Below are 23,866 nucleotides of genomic sequence, written 5' to 3' on the forward strand. Positions count from 1 at the left end.
CGTTGTAGTTCAATCAGCTTTAGGGATTGCCCGCAGTTAACCCTCACTACTAGCCAATCACTTGACTAGCAGGGCTTACTGATATATTTAATTAACTTTCGTTATAATTGGTTAAATAAATCGTAACAGTTAGTTACCCTTTTTTACAATTCTTTTATATTTTCTTGAATGTGATTTAACATAGTTAAAAGATTATCGCGTTCTTCCTCACTTAATCCTTTAAATGCAGAAGCTGCAAAACGTTCTTTTTCCTCTTGAAACGCCTGAATTTTATTTCGTCCCTCTTCAGTAAGAGAAACTAACGTAATTCTATTATCATCTGGATTTTTACGTCTTGTAATCATTTCATTTGCCTCAAGCTGCTTTAAATGCCTCGTTATCGCAGCATTATCAATATTCACTTCTTGTTGAAGTGCTTTTTGACTAATTTCACCTACTTCATATAACTGAAGTATAAGCTCTAATCGGGACTGGCTCATACCCGTACAACCTTCAAACTTCGAACTTACTTCTTTATTTAGAAAGTGTAATTTATATAAAATAATCGCTTCTTTTGAGCATGAACTTGTCAAACTATCCCTCCTTTATACACAAAATAAAAACGTTTGATGTATCAATAGTTGATATGTCAATTAATATAATCTATATCTATTTAGAATGCAAGCATTTTTTTTCATTTATATTTTTCCAAATTAAGGCGCTTTGTCGCGTTACAAATAATGTTAATTGCACTATAATAGTACTAATTTAAATGACTGGAGAGTGATTGTAATGCGGCAATACACAAATAGAAATGAGGAATTAAAAATGGAAAATGAAATGAGGATATTCACATATGACAACAATAAATATAGGGATTGTCGCGCACGTAGACGCTGGCAAGACGAGTTTGACTGAGCGTATTCTTTATGAAACGAATGTGATTAAAGAAATTGGCCGAGTAGATAGTGGTAATACGCAAACTGACTCAATGGAATTAGAAAGACAACGCGGAATTACGATTAAAGCATCTGTCGTCTCTTTCTGTATCAATGACATAAAAGTAAATGTCATTGATACACCTGGACACGCTGATTTTATCGCTGAAGTGGAGCGATCATTTCGTGTTCTAGACGGTGCAATTTTAGTTATTTCTGCTGCTGAAGGTGTGCAAGCGCAAACAAAAATTTTAATGCGAACATTACAGAAACTAAACATACCGACTATTTTATTCGTTAATAAAATTGATCGTAGCGGTGCAAATACTGAAAAAGTTATGAAACAAATAAAAGAGGTTCTTTCAAATGAAGCATTCCCTTTCTACTCTGTAGAAAACGAAGGAACGAAAGAAGCCCGAATCATTGAATACAAATCATATGAAAATTGTATGGAACTGTTAGCACCATATAATGAATCATTACTTGAGTCATATGTAAATAATGAAATCGTACCGGGCGCACTATTAAGAGAGGAACTCATTAAACAGATAGCGCAAGCAAATGTGTTCCCTATCTTTTTCGGTTCAGCCATGACAGGTACAGGTGTAACTGAACTGCTCGAAAATATTTCAGACTTAATTCCCGCTAATAAGTCGGCAGAAAATGAAGTATTATCCGGTGTTGTTTTTAAAATTGAACGTGAACCTTCTGGGGAAAAGATTGCATATGTAAGAGTTTTTTCTGGTCGTTTACACGTTAGAAAATATGTTCATATACTGCGTGATGATGCTCTAGCTCATAAAGAAAAGATTAAGAAAATATGCATGTTTCATAACGGAAATGCGGTTCAAGCTTCTATCGTTCCTAGCGGAGAATTTTGCAAAGTGTGGGGACTGAGTGATATTAAAATTGGTGATATTATCGGTGAAAGAACGGATTATATAAAAGATATTCACTTTGCCGAACCACAAATGGAAGCTGCTATTGAAGCATTACCAAAAGAACGTATTCATGATCTATACGCTGCACTTATGGAGCTATGTGAAGAAGATCCGCTTATTAAAGTGTGGAAAGATGATATTCATAATGAACTATATATTCGCCTTTTCGGTGAAGTTCAAAAAGAAGTAATTGAAACAACTCTTTATGAGAAATATAATTTGCAAGTTACTTTCTCAAATACGCGTGTCGTATGTATTGAAAAACCCATTGGCATAGGGAATAGCGTTGAAGTAATGGGCGAAAAAGCGAATCCATTTTACGCAACAATTGGTTTTAAAATCGAACGTGATGAACTTAATTCTGGCGTAACATATAAGTTAGGTGTTGAACTGGGATCACTTCCATTAGCATTTCATAAAGCAATTGAAGATACTGTATTTCAAACGTTAAAACAAGGTTTATACGGATGGGAAGTTACGGACATTATCGTCACGTTAACACATACAGGTTATGCTAGTCCTGTTACAACAGCGAGTGACTTTAGGAACTTAACACCACTCGTTTTAATGGATGCTTTAATTCAAGCTGAAACATATGTATATGAACCAGTAAACGAGTTTGAATTGAATGTACCGGAGTACGCAATTAGTACCGCGATGTATAAATTAGCTGCTATTCCAGCAACTTTTAGCGAGCCTAAATTATACAATGATTCTTACCAGTTAACAGGCTCATTACCTGTTGCGAAAACAGAGAATTTTAAGCGAATACTCCATTCATTTACAGAAGGAGACGGTATATTTACAGTGAATCCCACTGGTTACACAAAACTGAAGGCTCCCTTTCCTACTCGAAAACGTGTCGATTATAATCCGCTGAATCGTAAGGATTATTTACTTCATGTTTTGAGGGCTTATTAAGTAAAAAAGAGGTGCAAATTGCACCTCTTTTTGCATGTATTGATAGGTTAGTTTGTCCTAATTGTAAAGTCATAATAAAGTTATTTAATTCTGATTTAAAAATATAAGAGCCTGGCTACAAATCACATTGTAGTAAGGCTCTTTAAAGTTGTTTAATTTCTAAGCATTTAAATGTGCTTGTAGACAAAAATTAATAATAAAGTTGTTTAAATCTTGTTCAACTAAAGCACCCGTTAGTTCAATTAGAAAAAATTATCTATTATTATTAAAGTGGCCCACCTTCAAAACCAATAGGCCATCCATCGACTTTAAATTTTACTTTATACTGAAACTCAAAGTGACCATCATAAATAAAAGCTAAACTAAACCCAGAAAATATATAATCGTCAAAATTAACCATCTTTCCAAAACATATTGTGGATAGATAGTAGTTCTTCATTTCTTGATTTGGGAAGAATTTCTGTAAATATTTTAATGCACAGCTTATATGTAGATGGAGTTCATCGAATGTTTTTTCTGCCATTTCGATAATCTCCACATCGGGATTTTCATTATTCCCCTGAATAACAATATCCACATCTTCCCATTCTCCGATATTAATACTATAAAACCACCGTTTTTGAATGAGATACTTTTCATTTTCGTATACAGGGGGATTAACTAGGTTTAATTTTTTCACCTCATCTTTAGTTAACGGTTTATCAAGAATAAGCTTTTTATGCAAAATTTCTTTGATATTAGAGACAATATATTTAGATTTATTTAATTCTAAAGAGTCCATTTTCCACCTCATAAATTATAAAATAAAGTAAATTTCCTCTTAATTATATCATCCTTATTTAACTATCCTGCACCGTTAGTTCAATAAGAATTAAACAACTATATTATTTTTCAAAGGACTTTATTGTAAATTAAACAACTTTATTATCTCTTAACACTAATAACTTCTTTAAGTTTTTCTATTATATTTGCTATCGCCTCAATTGAATTCTCTGTTTCATATTCCCCAACATTTACAGAATGATTTGCATTTTTAACAACATCGATCGTTAGATTCGTTTTATTCAACTGATCAATTTGATCTGCATTATATTGGTGATCTTTATCTCCAATTACTAATATCCCTTCATGATGACTATGTAAAATCGCCTCAAAAATAGAATCAAAAGTTAGTAAAGGTGTAAGTAGTATCATTTTTGACTGTAAAAACTCTTCTCTCTTCATTAAATCATTTGCAATCGGAATTGTTCCAAGTGACTTCCCTAAAAACATAGTATCGTTATATTGCTTACCCTTTAATACTTCCTTCATTATAGGATTAATATCATCCATCATTACTTTCGTTATTTCTTCCATTGATTTATTCATTACTTGTTCGTCATAAGAATAATGAATATGTACTACATCTATTTTATGTTCAAGCATTAACATCGTCGCATAATAAAATAACGGTTTATCGTAATTATATCCTGAACCTGAGAACATAAAGCATATCTTATTTGAATCTTTTTCAATATGTGTATATGGAATTACTTTTCCTTCTATATGAATCTCTTTTTTTGTCCCCTTCACCCTTATCCCCTCCTAATACATTTACTTTTGTAAAACGATATGTGCTGTATGAACTGATACATCCTTTACTTTCTCTTTTATAAACGCTGGCTGTAAGTTATATGTATCTAACTCTTCTACCGGCACCCACTTAAAGAAATATGTTCTACCTTCTTCTTCCAAAATATATTCCTCTGCCCCATTTGCAGGTAACTCATGAAGCTCTACTTCATAATAAAAACTAATTTCATGAAATTTCCTCTCAGAAAGTGTAAAGAAATTTTCTACTGACCATATTAATCTATTTATCTCGATAGGAACTGCTAACTCTTCAGCAAGCTCTCGTTTTAACGCATCTTCACTATTTTCTAGCATTTTCACTCTTCCGCCTGGTACGTACCAAAAATCTTCACCGTCACCTTGTAGAATAAGAATTTTATTATCATGTTTACAAATTGCTCCGACTCGGTAATTAAAACATGTTTCCTCTACTTTAAATGTAAGATCCCCCCCTCATTCCCCCTATACTTTATTTAAAAATCACTATAAAACTATTATGTATGTGATGTACAAATAAGATTACTCAATTTTTCTATTCCATTCAATAATTTTTTAACTTTCCAAAAACAATACGCATCATTTGTCATCACAAGTATAAATACATATGTCACAATCATTGCACACACTAGAGCAGCATTATGGGGGACGAATGGAAACATTGCCAATGCACAAAACTGAAAAATCAAATAATTTATAAGAAATCATTATAAAAGATAAAGTAAAACTTCAATAAATGGAGTTTTTTTCTTTACCCTGTTGTTTTTAAATATTGTTAAGACATTATAAAAAAACGCAAGGTCAACTTATGTGCTAATTAATTCTTTTTCTAGAAAAAGCGTCTTTTATTGCACTTGTTAATACATTTAGGAATAATAAAATAGCCATAACTAGCGTTAATACGTTAAATTGCTTTGTTTTATAAGGAGCGAACCATTCCGTAAAGAACTCTGAATTAACGAGACGCTCCCCAACTCCTCCTTCCTTGAAATTCGGTATCCACGAAGTCATATCAAGGATGATAAAAATTAGTTGCATAACGAAAAATGCTCCAAGAGTTTTCAGCCAATTTCGTATTCGAATAGGACGCCCTTTTTTTGATGTCATTTAAATGATCCTCCTTTTAGAACTTGCTATTAAAGAGCCTTGTTCTGATAGATACGAATAGATAATATCCATGAAACCCCATAGCACCCCACTGCTATGACAGCAAATATAAGAAATAATTTCAAATTTGAAATCTCTTTTAAAAAGGTCAGTACGCCATTAGCATATTTATTTAATAAATATGGAGTATTTCGCATTAAATATATAACTCCAATAGATAAAAATATAAAAACTGGTACAAGTGTTTTCACTTTAAATGTAACAAAAAATGGGATGTAAAATGCAGTAATCAGCATGACTGCCAAGAAGCCTAGGATGTAACTTTCTAAGGAAAGTTGAAATTCCATGCTGTCTAAAATGAAATATTTTCCAACCAAACAAAATGGGATGATTACTATTGTAAAAAATAAGGTTCCAACGTATTTTGAACTTATAATTTCCTTCCTAGTATATGGTAATGAGTTTACTAAAATATTAGCATTATCTTTATCATCAGATTGATATGTGTTAATTACAAAAACGGCACTACAAATGATTATGACATATGCTACATCCATGCCGGCCCACAAATAGGTAACTAGAAATAAGAGATAAGCAGGTAAAAAGTTTTTTTGTAAAATCAAATCCTTTTTAATTAAATTAAGCATCTTGACTCCCCCTTTTTCATGAAATACATAATATCCTCTAAACTTGGTTTTTCAATCACCACTTCTTTATTAAATAAAGTTTCGATAGAATTTACATTTTCAATCAATCCCTCGAAACCTGTATTTGCCTTACATACAGATATAAATTCACGTTCAGTATCAAAATCTAACATATCTAGTGGTCCTTTGACCAAAATATAATCTTCTGCAATGGCATAAATATCTTTTGTAAAAATATGCTTCCCATTTTGAATAAATGTAATATAATCGGCAATGCGGTCTAAATCCGTTGTAATATGAGATGAAAAAAAGATTGTTTTCTCACCATCCTGCATAATATTTTGTAAAACATCCAATAATTCTCTTCTAAATACCGGATCGAGTCCGGAAGTAGGCTCATCCATAATAATTAGTTCAGCATGATGTGAAAGGGCAATTGCAAGAGAGGCCTTCATTTTCATTCCTTTGGAGAATGTTTTCATTTTTTTATTTAATGGTAATTCGAACAGATCTTTATAATATGTAAATTGGTTAAAATCCCATTTTTTATAAGCAGGCGCAATAATTTTAGTAATTTCCTTTAATGTGAGTTCATCATAAAACACATTATCATCATAAACGAAACCAATTCTTTCTTTAATTCGCTTCGCATCAGTCGAATAGTTCATGCCAAATAAGAAGACATTTCCACTATCCGGGTTCATTAGATTCATAATCATTTTAATCGTTGTAGATTTACCTGATCCATTTCCCCCAATAAAACCCGTAACAAATCCTTTTTTTACTTCCATCGAAAAATTTTTAATTTGAAATCCTTTAAAAGATTTACTGACATTTTGAAGTTCTATTACGTTTTCCAAGAGTTTTCCTCCTCGTATAAAATTGTAAGCATTTCTTTTAGATCATTTAAAGAAACATCCATTTGTTTAGCATTTTGAATCGCTTCACACAACTTTTCTTCAACTGTCTTTAATTTTTTTTCTTTCATAGTTTCAATGTTTTGTTCTGCTACAAAGGACCCCCTTCCGACAATTGAATAAATAAAACCGTCTTTTTCCAGTTCTTCATATGCTCTTTTCGTTGTAATAATACTTACTCTTAAATCTTTTGCTAACTGACGCATTGAAGGAAGAGCATCTCCTTGCTTTAAATCACCTAGTAAAATAAGTTTTTTTATTTGGACACCAATTTGTTCATAAATAGGTTCCTTTGAAGTGTTCGTAATAACGATTTGCATGCAAATACCTCTTTTTAAAAATATTGTATATATACTTTATATACAATATATACTATCGCACATTGTAAATCAACAGAAAATTCCCAAAATACAGTCGCAAGCACAATCTAATAATAAATGTAATTCATACTACTTATTTATACGGGTCTTCCTCGTATTTGCTCGATTTTGAGGTGGAGGTCTTACTACTATCTAATGCGGTATAAAGACTACGTTGTGTTTTACGGAGAAATTGGCTCAGCTGGTAATGTGAAAGAAAAAGAGTTTGAAACAGAAGAACAATCTGAGAAAGTTGATATCAAGTTAGACTGGAATGAAGATGACGAAGAAGGATAAAAAAGATGTTTCCTAAGTTATGGGACATGTATGGGGAAGAATCGATAGTTTGATAGATTTGTTAATTGCCAAAAACGCCTTGTTTCTTTCGTAACAAGGCGTTTTTCATGATACTATGTTTAAATTGTTATCTTCCCACTTTCCCACCACTTCATAAACGTTTCTAACGAAGGAGCAACCCAAGTTCTACTATCATTTTCATGATTCCATACATATATATCATCTCTTTGCACGATTCCGTTCAAAATGGAATAACCAAACAAATCACCATTTCCGCCATCAGCAAAAAATAATAAACAGTCAAAAGGCATATATAAATCCTTGAAATCAACTATATTTCTCATATTCATATTTTCTCTTTTTATTTTCGAGGCAGACCAAACAAAGTCCCCGTATTGACCTGCTATACCGTTTGTTTCTTGTAATAGCTGTGATAAGTCATTCGGTAATTCCACAAGTAAACACTTTTGTATTTCAATAAGCTCTTCCTTCATAGCGGGATTTTTTAAGCTTAAGTTTGATGAAATACTATGAATGGTTTCTTTCCACATAACCTTTTCTCCTCCTTATGTGCAATCAACTATATTCAAAGAGCTCCTCTAAATTTATTGATACCATTTTTCTAACAATTCCTTCTCCCTTTCGCCTGAAATCCCTGCTTTTAATTCCCATTCCTCCATACTCTTCATCCACTCATACACATCCGTCACAGTATCTTCTAATCTGCTAAAAGTAAGTCCCGCTTTAACAGCATTCTCGACACTAATAGAAAACCCACCTTTCCACGGCTTCGTCTCACCTTCTAATGAAAATGTTTCTGGAAGCCATAAAGGCATTTCTGTCCAAGGCTGCACCTTATGTTCATTCAAAAACGATTCATTTGCCCAAACCAATGCAGCCTCACTATTCGTAATCTTTTTACAAGTATTTAATAGCTCTTCCATCGTCAATTCATAACTTGGACCTGTAACATTGAATGTACCTGCTTTATTGTTTTCTGCCATGTTTAGTCCCCAGTTTGCGACGTCTTTTATATCAACTATCTGCACTGGACGGTCTTTTCTTCCTGGAACTAATACTTCTCCTCCTTTTGCTACACGACCAATCCAGTATGGAAGCCGATCTGTATAATCAAACATTCCCGAAAGAAGTCCTGCTCTTACGTGTAAAACACGCCCCGGCCAATACTTCTCTGCTTCTTTTTCACACAATACTTTCAGCGCACCGTAATACTCATAAGGAGAAACTTCACCATTCTCCACAGCCTTTATTTGATCACCCGTAGGTTCGGGTTGTAATATATAATCTTCTTTTATATGATGCGGAATCCAATCTTTATATACGGAAAGACTTGAAATGAATATATAATGCTTTATATTATCCCGTAAGACTTCTCCAACATTTCTAATGTGAAGTGGAGAAAATCCACACGTGTCGACTACCGCATCCCATTTTCTATTTATTAAACTTGAAACATCATCATTTCTGTCACCGATTAACTGCTCTACTTCAGGAAAAATTTCTTTATTCGTTCCGCGATTAAATAATGTAACTTCATGCCCTCTTTTTAATGCCTCTTCTACAAAAGCTCTTCCTAAAAATCGTGTACCACCTAAAATTAGAATCTTCATAGTTCTCCCCCATTCGTGATTGAAAATCCTTTCTTTTGTTAAACGATTTTTTGCTCTTAAAAGTTACGGGTGGATGCAGATTTTCACTATAATCTTAGTTCTATAAAATAAAAAGAAACCATTTTGAAAAGTTAATCATCACGGTTTCTAAAATAATAAGTAATTATTAGCGCTCATTCTTTACCTTTACACAATCTCCCCATCAACTAACTCAATAATTCTATTACACTTATTCGCTACCTCAATATCATGCGTTACAATAATAATCGTTCGTCCTTCTTCATTCAGTTGTAATAGTAAATCCATAATTTCTTCTCCTGTTTTTCTATCTAAATTCCCTGTCGGTTCATCAGCCAAAATTATTTCTGGTTCGCCTACTAATGCTCTAGCAATTGCGACTCGCTGCTGTTGTCCACCTGAAAGCTCGTCCGTTTTTTTATGCATATGTTCTTTTAAACCTACTTTTTCTAAATAGAACTTTGCCTTAGTTTCTCTTTCTCGTTGCTTTAGCTTTCTATATGTGAGTGGTAGTGCTACATTATCTAGTACAGTATGTTCTTTTAACAATGCAAAATATTGAAATATAAATCCAATCATTTCATTTCTTGTTTTATGAACTTTATTTGCTCTAATTTCAGTTAATGTTTTTTCATTTAACGTATATTCACCCTCATTTGGCAAATCAATTAACCCTATAACATTTAATAGCGTACTTTTCCCCGAGCCAGATCGACCCATTATCGCTATAATTTCGCCCTTATTTATCGTTAAGTTTATACCGTTTAACGCGAACGTGCTATGGTTCTTGTTACTATACACCTTCTTAATGTCTTTCAATTCAATTAAACTCATTATTCCATCCCACCTATTAATGTTTTCGGCTCGAGTTTTCTAATAAATAAGAAGACAATTACATTTGAGACAATGATAATCAATAATAAGAAAAGAAATACTAAAAGCAATATAGGCATATCCAATTTAAAGTCTAATACCGTTGCTTCCTTTAAATCTTTCGACATTTGTAATAGAACCCCATACCTCCATGAAAAGTAAGCTATTGACATTCCTAAGCCAGTTATTGCTACAATAATGTTCTCTAAAACAATTTGAATAAACATACCAAATTTACTTTCGCCAAAAGCTATTTTTATACCAAATTCCCGCTTTCTCATCAAGATAGAAACAATGGTCGTTACTACAATTCCGACGATCGAAAATACAATGAACAAGATTCCTACTATAAGTTGAGGTATTTCAGAATAGCCGTTAAGAGTAACATCTTCATTTATTTCATCACCTAAACTTTTTAAATGAAACGTACCGCCGTTTCCTTTAAGTTGAATTTCTTCTTCTAGTTTCTTTACATCTGCACCTTTTTGTAAATATAAAACTGTACTTTGATGTAGTCTTAAAAACATTGCTTCATATTTTTCAAATCTATCAAATGACATAGGCATTATCATTGCGTAATCCAACTTCAAATATGTGTTCGTCGTATTATTATTTACAATAAATTTATTTTCTGGCAAAAAACCTGTAATTGTATATTGATTATTAATTGTATCCCCAACTTGAAAATATTTCTTAAAGTAAGAACCCATTAAAACTTTTGTTTTTTCTTCACTATTTTTTTGAAAGTCATCATGCGAGAAACTTTCTTCAGGTTTTAAAGGTAAATGTAACATTTTATAGTAATTTTCATCTACAAAAATTGTTTTAATAGTAGGTCTTTCATCGTGAAACGTTTTATGTTTCAAATCAGTAATCATACTGTTTTGAAATGGTCTATTACTTGACTCTATTTCAATAACTCGCTCCTCGTATGTACCATACGAAATCACATCTTTATTTTGATGAATTGTATTATAAACCGCTTGAATTTTCTCTTTATTAAATTGATTGCTTTGTAATCTATCTGTCGTCATTTCAAAAGTAACTAAATATGTTTTATCCACATTTAATACCGAGCTGGATTTATCGTTTAGATAGTGTAAATTATAAAATACATTAATTGAACTCGTTATAGTTGCTAATCCAAATGTAATCTGTATTAGAAGAAGTACGGAAAATAGAAATCTCTTTTTTAATGCTAGGAACGCACTTTTTATTCTCATCATTTTTACTCCTTTAATGCTTTAGCAGGTTCACTTTTAAGCACATATACAAATGGTATTACAGAGAGGATGAAAGCTATAGTAAATGAAAGAAATACACACATTACAATATGAGTAGACTGTAAACTAATATTATAACTTGTAAACTCTATAATATTTTCACTCAAAATGCTAAAAATCCATTGTATGCATATTGCACAGACTGATGCAGTGATTGCACATAAAAATAATTGACTAAATATAAAAATAAAAAGATTTACATTACTTGCTCCCAAAGCTTTCCTTAACGACAAACTTTTTTTCTTCGTATAAATCCAATAATAACTTACTATTATACTGGTAATTAAAGCTATACATAAAAGCCTATATGGAAAACTGAGTAACTCTTCTACGGCTTCACTTGATTTTTTTTCCTTCTCATAGTTCTCTTTTTCACTAATCACTTTGGCATTTATATCTTTATTGTTCTGTTTCATATGCTGTATGAAAGTTTCTATTTCCTTGATAGGATTTTCGTTAGAGCGAACAATCATTTGGAATGTATTATCTTTTTGTATCATCTGTTTCACTTCATCTGGCATGTCATTTAGAGAGACGTAAATTTTAATATTATACTCATATCCAGTATTTTCTCCAGCTACGCCTTTAACTGTATATTCCTTATTAAATAATTTTATTGTTTCCATATCCTTATAAATTTTCTTCCCCACTATTACACTATTTTTTTCATCTTGTCCCATCTGAGAACCTTTTAGCAAAGGTGGAGACCAATTTTTATTAAGGAGACCATTCATTATTACGTGGCCGATATCCGGAATAGTAATACGAATATCATTTGTAATAACACTAGCATTTTTAAAATCAGTCTCTACTAACGTCTGAAATTGTTCGAAATTGATTTCCCCCATATTAGTAAGTTGAACAGAATAGTAATAATTAAAATAACCATTTTTACTATCATAAAATTTCTCATCATAATAATCTCGCGTCGACATTGCGATCAGGATTGACCATATTGTCAATACAAATCCAATAAATAACATAATGAATATTGTTTTATTCACCACTATTTCTTTTAATACTAGATTCATATATCCTCCTCATTTTAAAAACCGTGAAAAAGGTATTTATCCTTTTTCACGGTTTTTGTTGATATTTATTTAATTACCATTTCCTTAGAAGTGTACGCACTATCCCCTACCATTATCCATTCATGACCCGAATAACCCCTGGTCACCGGTCCTTTGGATGCAATGCTAACGTTTATACGATCTGAAATTTTAGCATCATACAATGCTAACTCTTTAGAAGTCCCATCATCAAAGCTAGCTCTTACAGTCATCTTGTAAAAATGAGGTTCGTTCTTTTTCGCAGTATAGGCAGTTGCCTTAGCTTTTGCTCCGCTTCCTGTCCACGTTGCATTATTATCCCAACTAATCGAAGCAAATGAAACGGAAGAAACCATACCTAATAAAGAAGCAGTTAGTCCTGTAACAGCTAAAGTTTTTTGAAGTAAGCTTTTCATATATCCTTAATCTCCCTTTTTAAAATATTCACTTAAATATTTAAGTATTTTTAGGCCTTGTCCTTATTATACATAAAGAAAATAACCGTACACCGATAAAACCTAATATTTACATTTATTAACACAACTCTTATATTCCCCTGAACTTTCCGTCATAAAACAAAAAGATGTTATGAAACTCCCATTTACACCATCTTTTTACTAAAATTATTTATTTGACCGTATATAAGGAAGAATATATTTCACAATAAATTCCCATCTATCCCCTGCATTCGGTGTAATTTCAGACGCAATCACCACTACCAATTCCTTCTCTGGAATACAACAAATCACATTCCCACCATCACCCATTGCACAGTATGAAAAGATTCCATCTTCTTCTCGTAACCACCATAAGTAACCATATTGATTTTGGTTCATTGTTGTTGATTCTTTTACCCATGATTTTGAAAGAATTTGTTCTCCATTATAAATACCTTCATGCAAATACAGCTGTCCAAACTTAGCCATATCTCTAGCTGTTAACGTAAGTCCCCAGCCGCCTGTTGAAATACCATTTGGATCGTGAACCCATCCTTTCACATCTTTTCCGAATAGGTCATCGAATCCAAATGCTTTCATATTGTAGTTTGGAATTTCTCTCATGCCGAGTGGTCGAAATAAATACTCATTCGCAAAGTCCCGGGCACTTTTTCCTGTTACGCTCGTTATGATTGCTGATAGTACATGCGCTCCTGCAGATGAGTATTTAAAAGCCCCAATTTCTCCGCCTTGTCCAATTCTATTTAACGTATATTCTATCCAATCCTTTTGTGTGCATAATTCTTCTAGCGGTTCCTGCCAATCTGCATAAGGGTATGGAGCTGTCATAGTAAGTAGATGCCGCACTGTTATTTCAGATGAATTACAATTATAGTCTGGGAAAATTTCTATTACTTTTTGACCCACACTTTTTATATAGCCCTTATCTATACATATCCCAATTAACGCAGAGATTATCGTTTTTGTAACTGACGCTATATGAAATGCATCATCTGGACCGTGATCATTATAATAGTTTTCAAAAATAACATTACCTTTTTGTACTACTATCATCCCATTAATATTTTTGTATTCTTCTTTTATAATTAGATCTAACTTTTCAGCTGTTTTCATTATTCATTCCCCTTTAACCCATGATTAAAAAGGTTCGATAGGTACATATATATCAACTATATGTTTATTTTCCGGATGCTGCTTTGGATCATTATTATACATTTCAAAAGGATACGAATCTCTCGGTTTATATCCGCTATTTGGAAGCCACTCACCATATAAGAATTCCCATGCTCCTTTATATTCATCTTGGAATATTTCAAAATGACCTACCGCATACTTTCCAGAAGGTATTACCATGATTCCAATGTCGCTCGTTTCAACTGCGGACTCATTCGGAATTGTTATACATAAACTAGTTCTTAAATGATTGTCCTCAGTAAATTCATGATGATCGTGGTAAATGGTTAATACTTTCGTATCCTCAAATACATGATAGTTTTCCTCCGCTACGTAATGAAATAATTTCTCTATCATTTTTGGAAAAGCTATCGTTAACTCTTCATATGTACCGATATGTCTTATGTATGCGACGTGTATATCGTCCGCTGATGCAGTTTCAACATTTCCTCGAACCTTCTTACACTCATTGTATTGAGAAATTCCGCTTACGTCTTTGCAATTCTTGCTATTGTCGTTTCGATATTGAGATGGACTTATTCCGTAATAATTTTTAAATGTTCGGGAGAAAACTGCTGAATCTGTGAATCCGAAGTGATACGCAATATGTGTAATCGTCATATCTGTGCGATATGTAAGTAAATGTGTTGCCCTTTCTAATTTCAATCGGTTTACATACCGTGATAATGGCTCGTCTACTATCCCCTTAAAAATCCGATGAAAATGAAACTTTGAAAATCCTGCTACATCTGCTAACTCTTCAATTGAAAGTGGATTATCTATGTTTGATTCTATATAATCTTGCACTTTATAAATGCGTCGTAAGTACTCATTTCTACTTCGTTTACTCTCCATACTTTTATCTCCTCACAACAAAAAGGCTAACGTTAAGCTAGCCTACTTTTACACATTTTTCAAAAACAAAACTCTACTACCGCCGTTCCCATCATAATTTGTATGTACCGATACACCCTCTATCTCATCATCCCCGGCATCAATTCGAAAACCGATTTCTTGATGAAACTGTATCGACTTTTTATTAGTTGGTGACGTAATTGCTTTTACAACTTTACGGTTATTTGCACGAGCAACATCAAAGAAATAAGAATACAATGTCGATGCTATTCCTCTTCTTCTATACTTCGGATTTACACCGATAAAATGAACGTATGCTTCATCTTTATATGTTTGTGAAAAAAATCCACATAAGAAACCTAACGTTTCGCCATCTTCTTCAATGATAAAACTCGTTTCTTGAAAATGAACGAAGAACAGTTTTGGCAACATATCAGCCATATCTCTTCCGCCCCACCAATCATTTAAAACAGCATGAATCTTTACATAATCTTCCCCTTGGATGTTTCTTACTCGCATATATTTCTCCCTCTCACTCACTTCATTTTTTCGTAAATTTTAATGACTGTTTCTACTAAAAGGATGAATACCCAAATCCCACAAAATACAAGAACAGACTGAAATATAGAACCTAACATAACAATACTTATTAGACCTAATTCTGGGCCTGAAATGGAGATTTCATCAAATCCTATATTATGTATAAATGGACCGGTTGAAAAAGCCATAAAAATAGATGCTATTAAATAAATCACACTCATTATTTTTAATATTTTTATAGAAAGATACGAACTTTCTTTTTCTTCCACTTGTGATAATTCGATTTCTCCGCTCGCAATTCCTTTTTGTAAACAGTCTTCACATAGAAATTCTTCCTTAATTTTTTTACCACCATGTATTGTACCCGTTATTTCTTTACATCTTGAACATTTTCGATTTATCATGTTGTTACCACTCCAATCTATTAAGATTATACTTATATCATTCTTCATTTACCTTAATATCCCTTTTATGTATTTTATAGAGAAAGGTTGTGTTTTATGATTTCGAAACTCACATTTGGCTCGAAAAAATCTACTGTTCATTATGTATTAAGGCCTAGTTGTTATGCGATTATTTTCTATTCCTCTTCTTCAATGATTGCTGTTATCCAAAAAGGTGACCGTTACTTTTTACCTGGTGGCGGTATCGAAGGTAATGAAACTAAAGAAGAATGTGTGCACCGTGAACTACTAGAGGAATTAGGATGGGCAATTGAAATTGATCAGTATATCGGTAATGCCGCACGATATTTTTATGCTGAAAAGGAAGATACATATTACTTAAACGATGGGTTCTTTTATATCGCGAACATGGTGCAAAAACAAACTGAAAATTGTGAGGAGGATCATGTTTTACGATGGATGTCTCCTTTACTTGCTGTCGAGCTTCTCCTTCACGATCATCAAAAATGGGCTGTTGAACAAGCACTTTTATTACGAAAACAAAAAGGATCTCCTTCTATATGAAAGAGATCCTTTTTACTACTAACTTACTTTTTTCAAATTGAGAGCAGGCTTTTTCATTCCGCCTTTTTTTACAACATATAAACCGATAAATATAATCAGCCCGCCAACGAGTTGCATCATATTAATTTGCTCTCCAATTGTTACAGCTGCAAAGATAACTGCGAACAATGGTACGAGATACATATAAACCATTACTTTCGTTGAGCCGATTTGACTAATACCGACATACCACATTGCTAGCCCGAAGATGGTCGCAAAGATGATTGAATATGCAAGCGATCCCCAGCTTGGCGTATCTACTGGCCACGTTAAAGTATTTACGTTGAATAAACAGTATATAACTAGCGGTACAATTCCAATTAAAGTAGACCATGATGTGACTCTCATTGCGGAGTATTTTGTAATAAGAGGTTGCGCTAAAATTGGATACCACCCCCACGCAATCGCTGCGACTAATCCAATTACATTTCCAAGCCACGCATATTCATAAGTAGCTCCTCCTGTATGTCCTGTTAATAAAACGAATGCTGCACCAATAAACGCTACTATTGAACCAATTTGTACTTTCATCGAAAAACGTTCTTGTTTGTGTAATACTGCTAATATCCCTGTAAAAATAGGTGACATCGCAATTAATAATGAGGCGTTCGTTGCTGAAGTATATTTCACAGATAGCATAAACATCGTTTGATACATCGCCGTACCAACGATACCGACTGCTACTAATCGTAACCAATCTTTTCTTTCAATACGTAATGAGCGTTCCATCATAAATGTAATAAGTAATAATACCGGTGATGCTACTAAAAATCGTAAACTATTAAATTGAATGGATGACATATATGCCACGCCATACTTTCCTATTGTATAATTTGCTCCCCATACTAATGCAACTGATACTAGGAGCCATTCCATTTGCCATCTTTTCATCCGAATCTCCCCTTCCATATTTAGCATAGTAAAATTGGCTGGATATAACACCGTCCAATTGGCTGTTTTTTTACCCAGCCAATTTGTTATACTAAATATATACAAGAGATGCGGAGGTGTTTGTATGGAATGGAAGCTAGATAACGACAGTAAAATCCCAATTTATCAGCAAGTTGTTGACTTTATTGAAAAACGTATTACATACGGAGAACTTCCACCTGGTAGCTTCCTCCCTTCTGAACGGAAATTAGCTACGCAGTTAAATGTAAACCGTAGTACAGTAACGACTGCTTATAATGAACTACGCGCTATGGGAATTGTAGAAAGTACGACTGGTAAAGGTACACGTGTAAGTACACATATGTGGGGCGTTTCTCCAACATTAACACCGAACTGGAGAAATTTCGTAGAAGGTGGTACTTTCTTACCAAACTTACCGTTACTTCGCCATATTCGGGCAGAAGTACAACAAAATGAAAATATTATTGATTTTGCAAATGGAGAGCTCGGTTGTAACCTCTATCCTCATGATCAACTACAAACAATTTTACGAGAACAACCGTTAACGCATTCATTAAGTTACGATCATCCGCAAGGGTATCTCCCGCTAAGGCAAGCGGTCGTAAAATATATGAAGGAATATTTAAAAGTTGAAGCGACTGAACAATCCATCATGATTACATCCGGCGCACAGCAAGCACTTCACCTTATCGTTCAATGCTTATTAAATCCAGGTGATGCGGTCGCTTTCGAAAGTCCTTCACACTGTTATTCCTTACCGTTATTCCAATCAGCAGGTATTCGTATTTTCCCGTTACCTGTCGATGAACATGGCATTAATCCCGACGATGTGCACGAATTATATAGAAAGCATCGTATTAAAATGATCTTTTTAAATCCAAACTTCCAAAATCCTACGGGTACCATGCTTCATCCAAACCGTAGAAAAAAACTGTTATCACTTTGCGCAGATTTACGAATTGCGATTGTGGAAGATGATCCGTCCAGTTTACTTACGTTAGAAAAGAAACAACCTTGCCCTACTTTAAAATCAATTGATGAAAATGGGACAGTCATTTATGTACATTCCTTATCAAAAATGATTGCACCAGGTTTACGAGTTGGCTGGCTTGTCGCTCCTCAGTCTGTAGTAGAAAGGTTATCCGACGCAAGGCACCAAATGGAATTAGGTATGAGCATTTTCCCGCAGTGGCTTATGCAACAATTTTTCGAAACAGTACCCTTTCAGTCTCATATCGTACCGTTACGAAAACAACTAGCAGAAAAAAGAGACGTTATCGTTCGCGCCTTAAATGAGCAACTTCACGATAAAATCTCTTTTTCAAACCCGACCGGCGGTATATACATATGGGGAAAATTAAAAGAACCGATAAACGAAAAACAACTTATTATGCAAAGTTTAAAACAAGAAATTGCATTTATGCCAGGTAGTATTTTCGGCGCGAAAGATGGTTATATTCGTTTATCTTATGGAAAAGTGAATATTGATCAAATTGAGGAAGGTATTTCTCGCTTACGTGAGGCTATTTTAGTTTGTAGTAAATGACTTTACATAAAGCTTTATCGTTTGACAAAAGAAAAATCTACCATTATTATCAACACGAACCTATTTATAGGAGTGATAAAGATGAAAATTTACGTTGATGCAGATGCTTGTCCTGTAAAAGATGTAATTATTTTTGAAGCTACGAATGCAGAAATCCCTGTAACCCTCGTTACTAGCTTTTCTCATTATTCTAATGCTCAGCAGCCTAAAGGTGTGGAAACAATTTATGTTGATTCCGGAGCAGATGCTGCAGATTACCGCATTATGCAGTTAGCAAAAAAAGAAGATTTAATCGTAACACAAGATTACGGTCTTGCTTCGCTCGCTCTAGCAAAAGGCTGTATCGTACTACATCATAAAGGCTATAAGTATACGAATGATAACATTGAACAATTATTACAAACACGATATTTAAGTGCAATGGTTCGAAAAAGCGGTAAGCGTACAAAGGGACCGAAACCATTTACAGCAGAAGATAAAGATAAATTTAGAGCGCTCTTTAAAAGTATGATTGCACTTCAGAAATAAACCTTCTATTTGTAGAGGAAGAAAAGAAGAGAATATCAAAATGAACATTCTCTTCTTGGGGTTTACCCGTTTAAAATGAAGGTAAATTATCTAAATTATTTTCTTTTATTCCATCCGGTTCACTACGTATAATATCTCTACCATACTTATGAAATACGTCCACATGAGCTAACTTCCCTGATTTTGCTTCACTAAGAGCAGTCATATAATCTAACTCTCTTCCGCTACTTGTTTTAAACGCTATTAAATCCCCATCATCATTTTTACGAACGGCAACTATTTGTTCTGCACCTGTATTAACTTCATGGTCAACTTCAAATTGAGCTTGCTCTTCTCCTTGATGTAAGTAATCATTATAAACTTTTTCAAAGTCTTTATTGTCCATAACATTCACCTCCAGCATATTTTATTAGTATGGTTGGGAGATGGTGGATTTATGTACCTTTTTACTAACTTAACAAGACTTTACTACTCCAAATAAAGAATACAGATCATTCTTTGTAACCTAATACAAATCTATTTATAGTTCCTTATCTTCTTAATTTAAGGTAAATTTAAGTGTTAATATTTTCCTGACAACTTTATAATTTAATATATCGAAACGAAATTTGAAATGGAGAATGGTTAAGATGAATATAGATATTAATCGTTTAACTGATATTTGTATAGAGTTTCAGCAATCTAGATTTTATGTTACTAGAATTCCTAAAGATTTCTTATCAATTGCCCAAAAGCGTTTTTCTATCCCAACGGAAGATCAAATTATTGCTTTTTTAAGTTGTAATTTATTCGGATCAGGAAAGTATGGTGTTTACTTTACGAGTTCGGGTTTATACTGGAAAAATTGGTTATTAGGTCAAGGAAATTTGAAATGGGAACAATTAAATGAAGTACAACAAATTGAAATTGATAAAGATGGTTTCTTATCTTTTGATGCACAAAAAAGTTTCAATATTAACGGAAGTGATTATCCTCCACTGTTATTTAAAGAATTACTTATAGCTCTTACGAATTCATTCCAAAATTCAAAACAACATGATATACATCCAGTTATAAAAATTAATGAAATAAAATCAATTTGCTCTTTATTTGAAACGCACAATGAATTATTAGAGCCTGATAACGGATTATTTGTAGACACTCATATTTCAGACAAAAAGTTAAAAGCAATTGAGGCACGGTTTATCGTTCCAAAAGAAGAACAGATCATCGCTTTTTTAGATACATCTGTTCTTGGGAATATGGGGAAAGGATCTGATGGCGTATTAATTTGTCAATCAGGTATATATTTTAGAGAAACTTTTGTACACGTATATTTCCCATGGCATATCTTTAGAAATATCCCTATTACTTTAACTTCAGATGAATTTGAAATTGGGAAAGGAAATATATTTCATCTTCTACATGCTAGAATGCCTAGTCAAGATATTCTATTATTCATCAAGAATTTAAAACAGTATGTGAATAGTTTATATGAAGAAAATCCAAAATTACATATTTAATATGCTCGTGTGTAGTTAAGTCTAATAATTCAATTCAACTAAAAAACCGATTATTTTTGTAGGGAGCCTACAGGTATAATCGGTTTTTTAATCTTATTCTTTTCTTAAATTCCTCTTTATTAATACCTACGCAAACCCTTCAAAGTCTCCAATATATCATCTGTAAAGACTGTACTACCTTCTGTCTCTAAAACTCTGAAATAAAAACTTCTTAGGAAAGTTCTAATATTTTGTACTAAAATAGCATGCTGCGGATGTCGGATGTCTTCAACAGTTGCTATGCTATGTAGCCAATTGCTCCACTCTTCTTCAGTTAAAAGATTTTGGTTACGTAACGACATAATTGGCGCTACTAATCTTTCATCCTCAAAGTGTACATATACGTAATCACTCAATCGAACCTTCTGACGAACAGCAGCTAGTATTGCATATGAAAACTCACGATTTCGTATTGTACGTGCTAAAGCATCTAGCGCATCAGCCGCATGCGCTGTAGAATGTGCCCATCCTTTTCCTTCTATGTAGCCTCTTACATCTTCTTCTAAATATACATATTCCAGTACTTGTTCTGCCACACTGTACAGTTGCTCTTCAGATAACAACGGTTCTCTCTCATGAACAGATAAAATAAGTGGCGGGATTAATACAGAGAACGCACGTTTAAAAACAGAGTCTGTTCCCTTTTCACCAATTTTATAAAATAAATAATCAGGACTAATTGCTTGTAGCATTAATCCTCGTAATTCTTTTTGTCTAAATACATCATTTGTAATCCATGTGTGAAGCGTACTATAAATTAAATCATCACGTAATTCAGCATCAGGTGATCCGATATAATCTAGCATCCACTGCGCATATGGATATGCATCTACGTCTTCTGGTACAGCATAATTATTATTTTTAATTTGTAGTAGTTCTTCTTTTAGTTCTAGTACTTCATTCATTATATTCCCTGTCCCCTTTTTACTTTATTAACATATTTCCGCCTTATTCCCTTTAATTTTTTTCATAAAATCAAGTCGATTTTTAGAATCGTTTTAGTACCTATCTTTCTATGAACTTGATTCAATTATATAAAATTTATCATGATAAATAAAAGGAAATACATTAGAGCATCGTAGTCTCTCACTTTGTTTACATGCATTTCATGTAAGTTTAATTTATAAAATAAAGTATGTTTTTTCTTTTATAATCAAACGTACTTACAATCAAAAATTAAATCATTTTAGAACTTGCTTAATAAATTCTGTTTTAGCTTTTGTGTATGCTTCTCTATCTTTGTTAAATCTTTTAGCTAAATCTTGTTTAAGATTTGAATACTCATAAACTAATTGTGGATTTTCTCGTAAGCGGTTACGAAATAAAAGTTGTTGCTTCCATCGCTCAGTTCCTTTAACCATCAAATGCAGGTGCGCTACACGCCTATTATTCTTAACTTTCACAAAGAACCTTCTCCAAGGTCTTTCATCTAATTCTGGGCTTACATAATGCCAATTATACATGGCCAATTCCACTGAAATATGTAGTACTCTATCAAACGAGTCTATTTCAGCCATTAAATCAATGATAGGTTTTGCTGGTAAACCAGGTATGGATGTACTTCCTATATGTATTACTTTGCTTATACCGTGAGGAGCAAGCAGTTCATATAGTTGCTGTTCTTCACATCGGCCTTTATCTTGCCAATCAGGATTTGCATTCACTATCTCTACTGACTCATTCGCCCATACAGGCCAATCGCTCGGATTATCTTTTTTATCCACCAAAAGCATCTCCTTTCATGATTTTTCTATATAACCATATTAAATTCCTATAAATACAACTACCGGATCATCAAAATCACTATTCCGAAAAACAACATCCGCAATCGGTTTACATAATATTATTATGAGAAATAGTTTATGTCACTTTTTGTCGGTAAGTCGATATCCTTTGTCGAATCGTCGATATATCGAAAAAATCGCCGATATATTTTAAGTTATGATAGATATATTTGAAAAATCGTTGATATATTATGATTGGCTTACTTCCCCTTAAATCCTCGATATAAAGCAGTCCGTAACTCTTGTTTGTATTCCTCTATTTCTGGCATATCGAGTTCTTCTGCTAGTCTGATGGCTAATTCAATATCATACGGTACACGTACGAGTTGAATGGAAAAGCTTGCGGCTTCTTTTTCATTGTATGTTCCTTCGAATATTAAATAGGAAGCTTGTGTAATTTCAAGTGGATTGCCTACACTACCTGCATTACATAACGTTTTCCCTTTAAAATTTTGAACGAACGCTTGGTGAACATCACCGTAGCAAACGACATCTGGTTTTCTTTCTCCTTCTATATTCTCTGTGAGCTCACTGTTTTCAAACATACTAACTCGTTCTTCTCTTGAAGCGTGTGGTTGAATTCTTTCATATAAACTTCTCGGTGAAGCGTGGAACATACGGATTAGTTTACCGCTCATATAAAATTCCATTGAAAATGGTAAGCTTCTTAAATAGTCATTTTGTTCTTCCGATAATTGTTTTTGATGCCATTTTAACGCTTCAAATTCAGTCGGTTTTGTAATAAAATCATCCCAGTTCCCCATTACAACTCCATCACATTCTTTACGAATGATTTCAATCACTTCGCTAGAATGAGGACCTTTTCCGACTAAATCTCCAAGACAAATAATGCGCTCAATTCCTCTTACTTTAATATCTTTCAGTACAGAATCTAATGCCGGAATATTACCGTGAATATCTGAAATTACTGCTATTTTATCCATATGAATCCCT

At 33.3% G+C, this 23,866-nt stretch carries 29 protein-coding genes; 6 read left to right on the forward strand and 23 right to left on the reverse strand.

Features of this window, described 5'->3' with window-relative positions; genetic code table 11:
• Positions 1-143: 143 nt before the first annotated feature.
• Positions 144-572 carry a MarR family winged helix-turn-helix transcriptional regulator gene (locus FOT98_RS24525; RefSeq protein WP_063260314.1) on the reverse strand — a complete coding sequence of 143 codons (429 nt, stop codon included), beginning with the start codon at positions 570-572 and terminating at the stop codon, positions 144-146.
• A 263-nt stretch (positions 573-835) separates the two neighbouring features.
• On the opposite strand from FOT98_RS24525, the gene FOT98_RS24535 reads away from it, so the two are divergent.
• A complete protein-coding gene (locus FOT98_RS24535; RefSeq protein WP_063260315.1) occupies positions 836-2,779 on the forward strand; it encodes an elongation factor G in 1,944 nt (647 codons plus the stop codon).
• 265 nt (positions 2,780-3,044) lie between these two features.
• On the opposite strand, the gene FOT98_RS24540 is transcribed toward FOT98_RS24535, so the two are convergent.
• The 7 genes from FOT98_RS24540 to FOT98_RS24570 form a co-directional block, all read right to left on the reverse strand.
• Positions 3,045-3,560: a hypothetical protein gene (locus FOT98_RS24540; RefSeq protein ID WP_063260316.1), complete on the reverse strand. Its 516-nt coding sequence runs from the start codon at positions 3,558-3,560 to the stop codon at positions 3,045-3,047.
• Positions 3,561-3,703: 143 nt separating this feature from the next.
• Positions 3,704-4,351 carry a hypothetical protein gene (locus tag FOT98_RS24545; RefSeq protein ID WP_063260317.1) on the reverse strand — a complete coding sequence of 216 codons (648 nt, stop codon included), beginning with the start codon at positions 4,349-4,351 and terminating at the stop codon, positions 3,704-3,706.
• Positions 4,352-4,372: 21 nt separating this feature from the next.
• Entirely contained in the window at positions 4,373-4,786 is a 414-nt protein-coding gene (locus FOT98_RS24550) for an NUDIX hydrolase (RefSeq protein WP_063260318.1), read from the reverse strand.
• 414 nt (positions 4,787-5,200) lie between these two features.
• Positions 5,201-5,494 carry a YfzA family protein gene (locus tag FOT98_RS24555; protein WP_000202090.1) on the reverse strand — a complete coding sequence of 98 codons (294 nt, stop codon included), beginning with the start codon at positions 5,492-5,494 and terminating at the stop codon, positions 5,201-5,203.
• Positions 5,495-5,523: 29 nt separating this feature from the next.
• On the reverse strand, positions 5,524-6,141 hold the full coding sequence (locus FOT98_RS24560) for an ABC-2 transporter permease (protein WP_063260319.1): 618 nt from the start codon (positions 6,139-6,141) through the stop codon (positions 5,524-5,526).
• Positions 6,129-7,001, reverse strand: coding sequence for an ABC transporter ATP-binding protein (locus tag FOT98_RS24565; protein WP_063260320.1), 873 nt, complete (start codon positions 6,999-7,001; stop codon positions 6,129-6,131). The genes FOT98_RS24560 and FOT98_RS24565 overlap by 13 nt, the downstream gene beginning before the upstream one ends.
• Entirely contained in the window at positions 6,989-7,378 is a 390-nt protein-coding gene (locus FOT98_RS24570; RefSeq protein WP_001167593.1) for a GntR family transcriptional regulator, read from the reverse strand. The genes FOT98_RS24565 and FOT98_RS24570 overlap by 13 nt, the downstream gene beginning before the upstream one ends.
• 195 nt (positions 7,379-7,573) lie before the next feature.
• Between FOT98_RS24570 and FOT98_RS24575 the strand changes: the two genes are divergently transcribed.
• The gene (locus FOT98_RS24575) at positions 7,574-7,714 is read left to right on the forward strand and encodes a hypothetical protein (protein WP_235607917.1); all 141 of its coding nucleotides are present in this window, start codon (positions 7,574-7,576) and stop codon (positions 7,712-7,714) included.
• A gap of 119 nt (positions 7,715-7,833) precedes the next feature.
• On the opposite strand, the gene FOT98_RS24580 is transcribed toward FOT98_RS24575, so the two are convergent.
• The 10 genes from FOT98_RS24580 to FOT98_RS24625 all read right to left on the reverse strand — a co-directional run bounded on the left by FOT98_RS24580 (position 7,834) and on the right by FOT98_RS24625 (position 15,998).
• Positions 7,834-8,265 carry an SMI1/KNR4 family protein gene (locus tag FOT98_RS24580; protein ID WP_063260321.1) on the reverse strand — a complete coding sequence of 144 codons (432 nt, stop codon included), beginning with the start codon at positions 8,263-8,265 and terminating at the stop codon, positions 7,834-7,836.
• Positions 8,266-8,319: 54 nt separating this feature from the next.
• Complete coding sequence (locus tag FOT98_RS24585) at positions 8,320-9,345, reverse strand: SDR family oxidoreductase (RefSeq protein ID WP_063260322.1); 1,026 nt, start codon at positions 9,343-9,345, stop codon at positions 8,320-8,322.
• 186 nt (positions 9,346-9,531) lie between these two features.
• A complete protein-coding gene (locus FOT98_RS24590) occupies positions 9,532-10,197 on the reverse strand; it encodes an ABC transporter ATP-binding protein (RefSeq protein ID WP_063260323.1) in 666 nt (221 codons plus the stop codon).
• A complete protein-coding gene (locus FOT98_RS24595; RefSeq protein WP_220389061.1) occupies positions 10,197-11,462 on the reverse strand; it encodes an ABC transporter permease in 1,266 nt (421 codons plus the stop codon). Before FOT98_RS24595 ends, FOT98_RS24590 begins: the two co-directional genes overlap by 1 nt.
• A 2-nt stretch (positions 11,463-11,464) precedes the next feature.
• A complete protein-coding gene (locus tag FOT98_RS24600) occupies positions 11,465-12,550 on the reverse strand; it encodes an FtsX-like permease family protein (RefSeq protein WP_063260325.1) in 1,086 nt (361 codons plus the stop codon).
• 65 nt (positions 12,551-12,615) lie between these two features.
• Positions 12,616-12,984: a hypothetical protein gene (locus tag FOT98_RS24605; RefSeq protein WP_063260326.1), complete on the reverse strand. Its 369-nt coding sequence runs from the start codon at positions 12,982-12,984 to the stop codon at positions 12,616-12,618.
• A 207-nt stretch (positions 12,985-13,191) separates the two neighbouring features.
• On the reverse strand, positions 13,192-14,139 hold the full coding sequence (locus FOT98_RS24610; protein ID WP_063260327.1) for a serine hydrolase domain-containing protein: 948 nt from the start codon (positions 14,137-14,139) through the stop codon (positions 13,192-13,194).
• A gap of 24 nt (positions 14,140-14,163) precedes the next feature.
• Positions 14,164-15,054 carry an AraC family transcriptional regulator gene (locus tag FOT98_RS24615; RefSeq protein ID WP_063260328.1) on the reverse strand — a complete coding sequence of 297 codons (891 nt, stop codon included), beginning with the start codon at positions 15,052-15,054 and terminating at the stop codon, positions 14,164-14,166.
• A 48-nt stretch (positions 15,055-15,102) separates the two neighbouring features.
• On the reverse strand, positions 15,103-15,573 hold the full coding sequence (locus FOT98_RS24620) for a GNAT family N-acetyltransferase (RefSeq protein WP_063260329.1): 471 nt from the start codon (positions 15,571-15,573) through the stop codon (positions 15,103-15,105).
• Between the two features lie 17 nt (positions 15,574-15,590).
• Complete coding sequence (locus tag FOT98_RS24625; RefSeq protein WP_063260330.1) at positions 15,591-15,998, reverse strand: DUF3980 domain-containing protein; 408 nt, start codon at positions 15,996-15,998, stop codon at positions 15,591-15,593.
• A 96-nt stretch (positions 15,999-16,094) separates the two neighbouring features.
• Here FOT98_RS24625 and FOT98_RS24630 point away from each other — a divergent pair, with 96 nt between their 5' ends.
• A complete protein-coding gene (locus FOT98_RS24630; protein WP_063260331.1) occupies positions 16,095-16,562 on the forward strand; it encodes an NUDIX hydrolase in 468 nt (155 codons plus the stop codon).
• An 18-nt stretch (positions 16,563-16,580) separates the two neighbouring features.
• Here FOT98_RS24630 and FOT98_RS24635 read toward each other — a convergent pair whose 3' ends face one another.
• Entirely contained in the window at positions 16,581-17,492 is a 912-nt protein-coding gene (locus tag FOT98_RS24635) for a DMT family transporter (protein WP_063260332.1), read from the reverse strand.
• A gap of 124 nt (positions 17,493-17,616) precedes the next feature.
• Here FOT98_RS24635 and pdxR point away from each other — a divergent pair, with 124 nt between their 5' ends.
• Both pdxR and FOT98_RS24645 read left to right on the forward strand, forming a co-directional pair.
• Positions 17,617-19,059 carry a MocR-like pyridoxine biosynthesis transcription factor PdxR gene (gene pdxR, locus FOT98_RS24640; RefSeq protein ID WP_063260333.1) on the forward strand — a complete coding sequence of 481 codons (1,443 nt, stop codon included), beginning with the start codon at positions 17,617-17,619 and terminating at the stop codon, positions 19,057-19,059.
• An 81-nt stretch (positions 19,060-19,140) separates the two neighbouring features.
• Positions 19,141-19,587 (forward strand): YaiI/YqxD family protein, encoded by a 447-nt coding sequence (locus FOT98_RS24645; RefSeq protein WP_063260334.1) that lies wholly within the window; start codon positions 19,141-19,143, stop codon positions 19,585-19,587.
• Between the two features lie 70 nt (positions 19,588-19,657).
• On the opposite strand, the gene FOT98_RS24650 is transcribed toward FOT98_RS24645, so the two are convergent.
• Positions 19,658-19,972 (reverse strand): DUF3892 domain-containing protein, encoded by a 315-nt coding sequence (locus tag FOT98_RS24650; RefSeq protein ID WP_063260335.1) that lies wholly within the window; start codon positions 19,970-19,972, stop codon positions 19,658-19,660.
• Between the two features lie 244 nt (positions 19,973-20,216).
• On the opposite strand from FOT98_RS24650, the gene FOT98_RS24655 reads away from it, so the two are divergent.
• Complete coding sequence (locus FOT98_RS24655) at positions 20,217-21,089, forward strand: hypothetical protein (RefSeq protein ID WP_063260336.1); 873 nt, start codon at positions 20,217-20,219, stop codon at positions 21,087-21,089.
• 119 nt (positions 21,090-21,208) lie between these two features.
• Here the strand turns inward: FOT98_RS24655 and FOT98_RS24660 are convergent, their stop codons facing one another.
• The 3 genes from FOT98_RS24660 to FOT98_RS24670 form a co-directional block, all read right to left on the reverse strand.
• Positions 21,209-22,033 (reverse strand): DUF2785 domain-containing protein, encoded by an 825-nt coding sequence (locus FOT98_RS24660; protein WP_063260337.1) that lies wholly within the window; start codon positions 22,031-22,033, stop codon positions 21,209-21,211.
• A 276-nt stretch (positions 22,034-22,309) separates the two neighbouring features.
• A complete protein-coding gene (locus FOT98_RS24665; RefSeq protein WP_063260338.1) occupies positions 22,310-22,852 on the reverse strand; it encodes a GrpB family protein in 543 nt (180 codons plus the stop codon).
• A gap of 260 nt (positions 22,853-23,112) precedes the next feature.
• Positions 23,113-23,856 carry a metallophosphoesterase family protein gene (locus FOT98_RS24670; protein WP_063260339.1) on the reverse strand — a complete coding sequence of 248 codons (744 nt, stop codon included), beginning with the start codon at positions 23,854-23,856 and terminating at the stop codon, positions 23,113-23,115.
• Positions 23,857-23,866 lie beyond the last annotated feature (10 nt).

It is taken from the genome of Bacillus sp. HY001 (genome assembly GCF_007558965.1).
Taxonomy (GTDB): domain Bacteria; phylum Bacillota; class Bacilli; order Bacillales; family Bacillaceae_G; genus Bacillus_A; species Bacillus_A mobilis.

Excerpts from the sequence above, each read along its gene's own strand:
- FOT98_RS24600 (WP_063260325.1), bottom strand. The coding sequence starts at position 12,550 with ATGAATCTAGTATTAAAAGAAATAGTGGTGAATAAAACAATATTCATT.
- FOT98_RS24635 (WP_063260332.1), bottom strand. The coding sequence starts at position 17,492 with ATGAAAAGATGGCAAATGGAATGGCTCCTAGTATCAGTTGCATTAGTA.
- FOT98_RS24660 (WP_063260337.1), bottom strand. The coding sequence starts at position 22,033 with ATGAATGAAGTACTAGAACTAAAAGAAGAACTACTACAAATTAAAAAT.
- FOT98_RS24590 (WP_063260323.1), bottom strand. The coding sequence starts at position 10,197 with ATGAGTTTAATTGAATTGAAAGACATTAAGAAGGTGTATAGTAACAAG.
- FOT98_RS24535 (WP_063260315.1), top strand. The coding sequence starts at position 836 with ATGACAACAATAAATATAGGGATTGTCGCGCACGTAGACGCTGGCAAG.
- FOT98_RS24615 (WP_063260328.1), bottom strand. The coding sequence starts at position 15,054 with ATGGAGAGTAAACGAAGTAGAAATGAGTACTTACGACGCATTTATAAA.
- FOT98_RS24560 (WP_063260319.1), bottom strand. The coding sequence starts at position 6,141 with ATGCTTAATTTAATTAAAAAGGATTTGATTTTACAAAAAAACTTTTTA.
- FOT98_RS24605 (WP_063260326.1), bottom strand. The coding sequence starts at position 12,984 with ATGAAAAGCTTACTTCAAAAAACTTTAGCTGTTACAGGACTAACTGCT.
- FOT98_RS24670 (WP_063260339.1), bottom strand. The coding sequence starts at position 23,856 with ATGGATAAAATAGCAGTAATTTCAGATATTCACGGTAATATTCCGGCA.
- FOT98_RS24585 (WP_063260322.1), bottom strand. The coding sequence starts at position 9,345 with ATGAAGATTCTAATTTTAGGTGGTACACGATTTTTAGGAAGAGCTTTT.
- FOT98_RS24540 (WP_063260316.1), bottom strand. The coding sequence starts at position 3,560 with ATGGACTCTTTAGAATTAAATAAATCTAAATATATTGTCTCTAATATC.
- FOT98_RS24555 (WP_000202090.1), bottom strand. The coding sequence starts at position 5,494 with ATGACATCAAAAAAAGGGCGTCCTATTCGAATACGAAATTGGCTGAAA.
- FOT98_RS24650 (WP_063260335.1), bottom strand. The coding sequence starts at position 19,972 with ATGGACAATAAAGACTTTGAAAAAGTTTATAATGATTACTTACATCAA.
- FOT98_RS24655 (WP_063260336.1), top strand. The coding sequence starts at position 20,217 with ATGAATATAGATATTAATCGTTTAACTGATATTTGTATAGAGTTTCAG.
- FOT98_RS24630 (WP_063260331.1), top strand. The coding sequence starts at position 16,095 with ATGATTTCGAAACTCACATTTGGCTCGAAAAAATCTACTGTTCATTAT.
- FOT98_RS24595 (WP_220389061.1), bottom strand. The coding sequence starts at position 11,462 with ATGATGAGAATAAAAAGTGCGTTCCTAGCATTAAAAAAGAGATTTCTA.
- FOT98_RS24610 (WP_063260327.1), bottom strand. The coding sequence starts at position 14,139 with ATGAAAACAGCTGAAAAGTTAGATCTAATTATAAAAGAAGAATACAAA.
- FOT98_RS24575 (WP_235607917.1), top strand. The coding sequence starts at position 7,574 with ATGCGGTATAAAGACTACGTTGTGTTTTACGGAGAAATTGGCTCAGCT.
- FOT98_RS24645 (WP_063260334.1), top strand. The coding sequence starts at position 19,141 with ATGAAAATTTACGTTGATGCAGATGCTTGTCCTGTAAAAGATGTAATT.
- FOT98_RS24580 (WP_063260321.1), bottom strand. The coding sequence starts at position 8,265 with ATGTGGAAAGAAACCATTCATAGTATTTCATCAAACTTAAGCTTAAAA.
- FOT98_RS24620 (WP_063260329.1), bottom strand. The coding sequence starts at position 15,573 with ATGCGAGTAAGAAACATCCAAGGGGAAGATTATGTAAAGATTCATGCT.
- pdxR (WP_063260333.1), top strand. The coding sequence starts at position 17,617 with ATGGAATGGAAGCTAGATAACGACAGTAAAATCCCAATTTATCAGCAA.
- FOT98_RS24570 (WP_001167593.1), bottom strand. The coding sequence starts at position 7,378 with ATGCAAATCGTTATTACGAACACTTCAAAGGAACCTATTTATGAACAA.
- FOT98_RS24625 (WP_063260330.1), bottom strand. The coding sequence starts at position 15,998 with ATGATAAATCGAAAATGTTCAAGATGTAAAGAAATAACGGGTACAATA.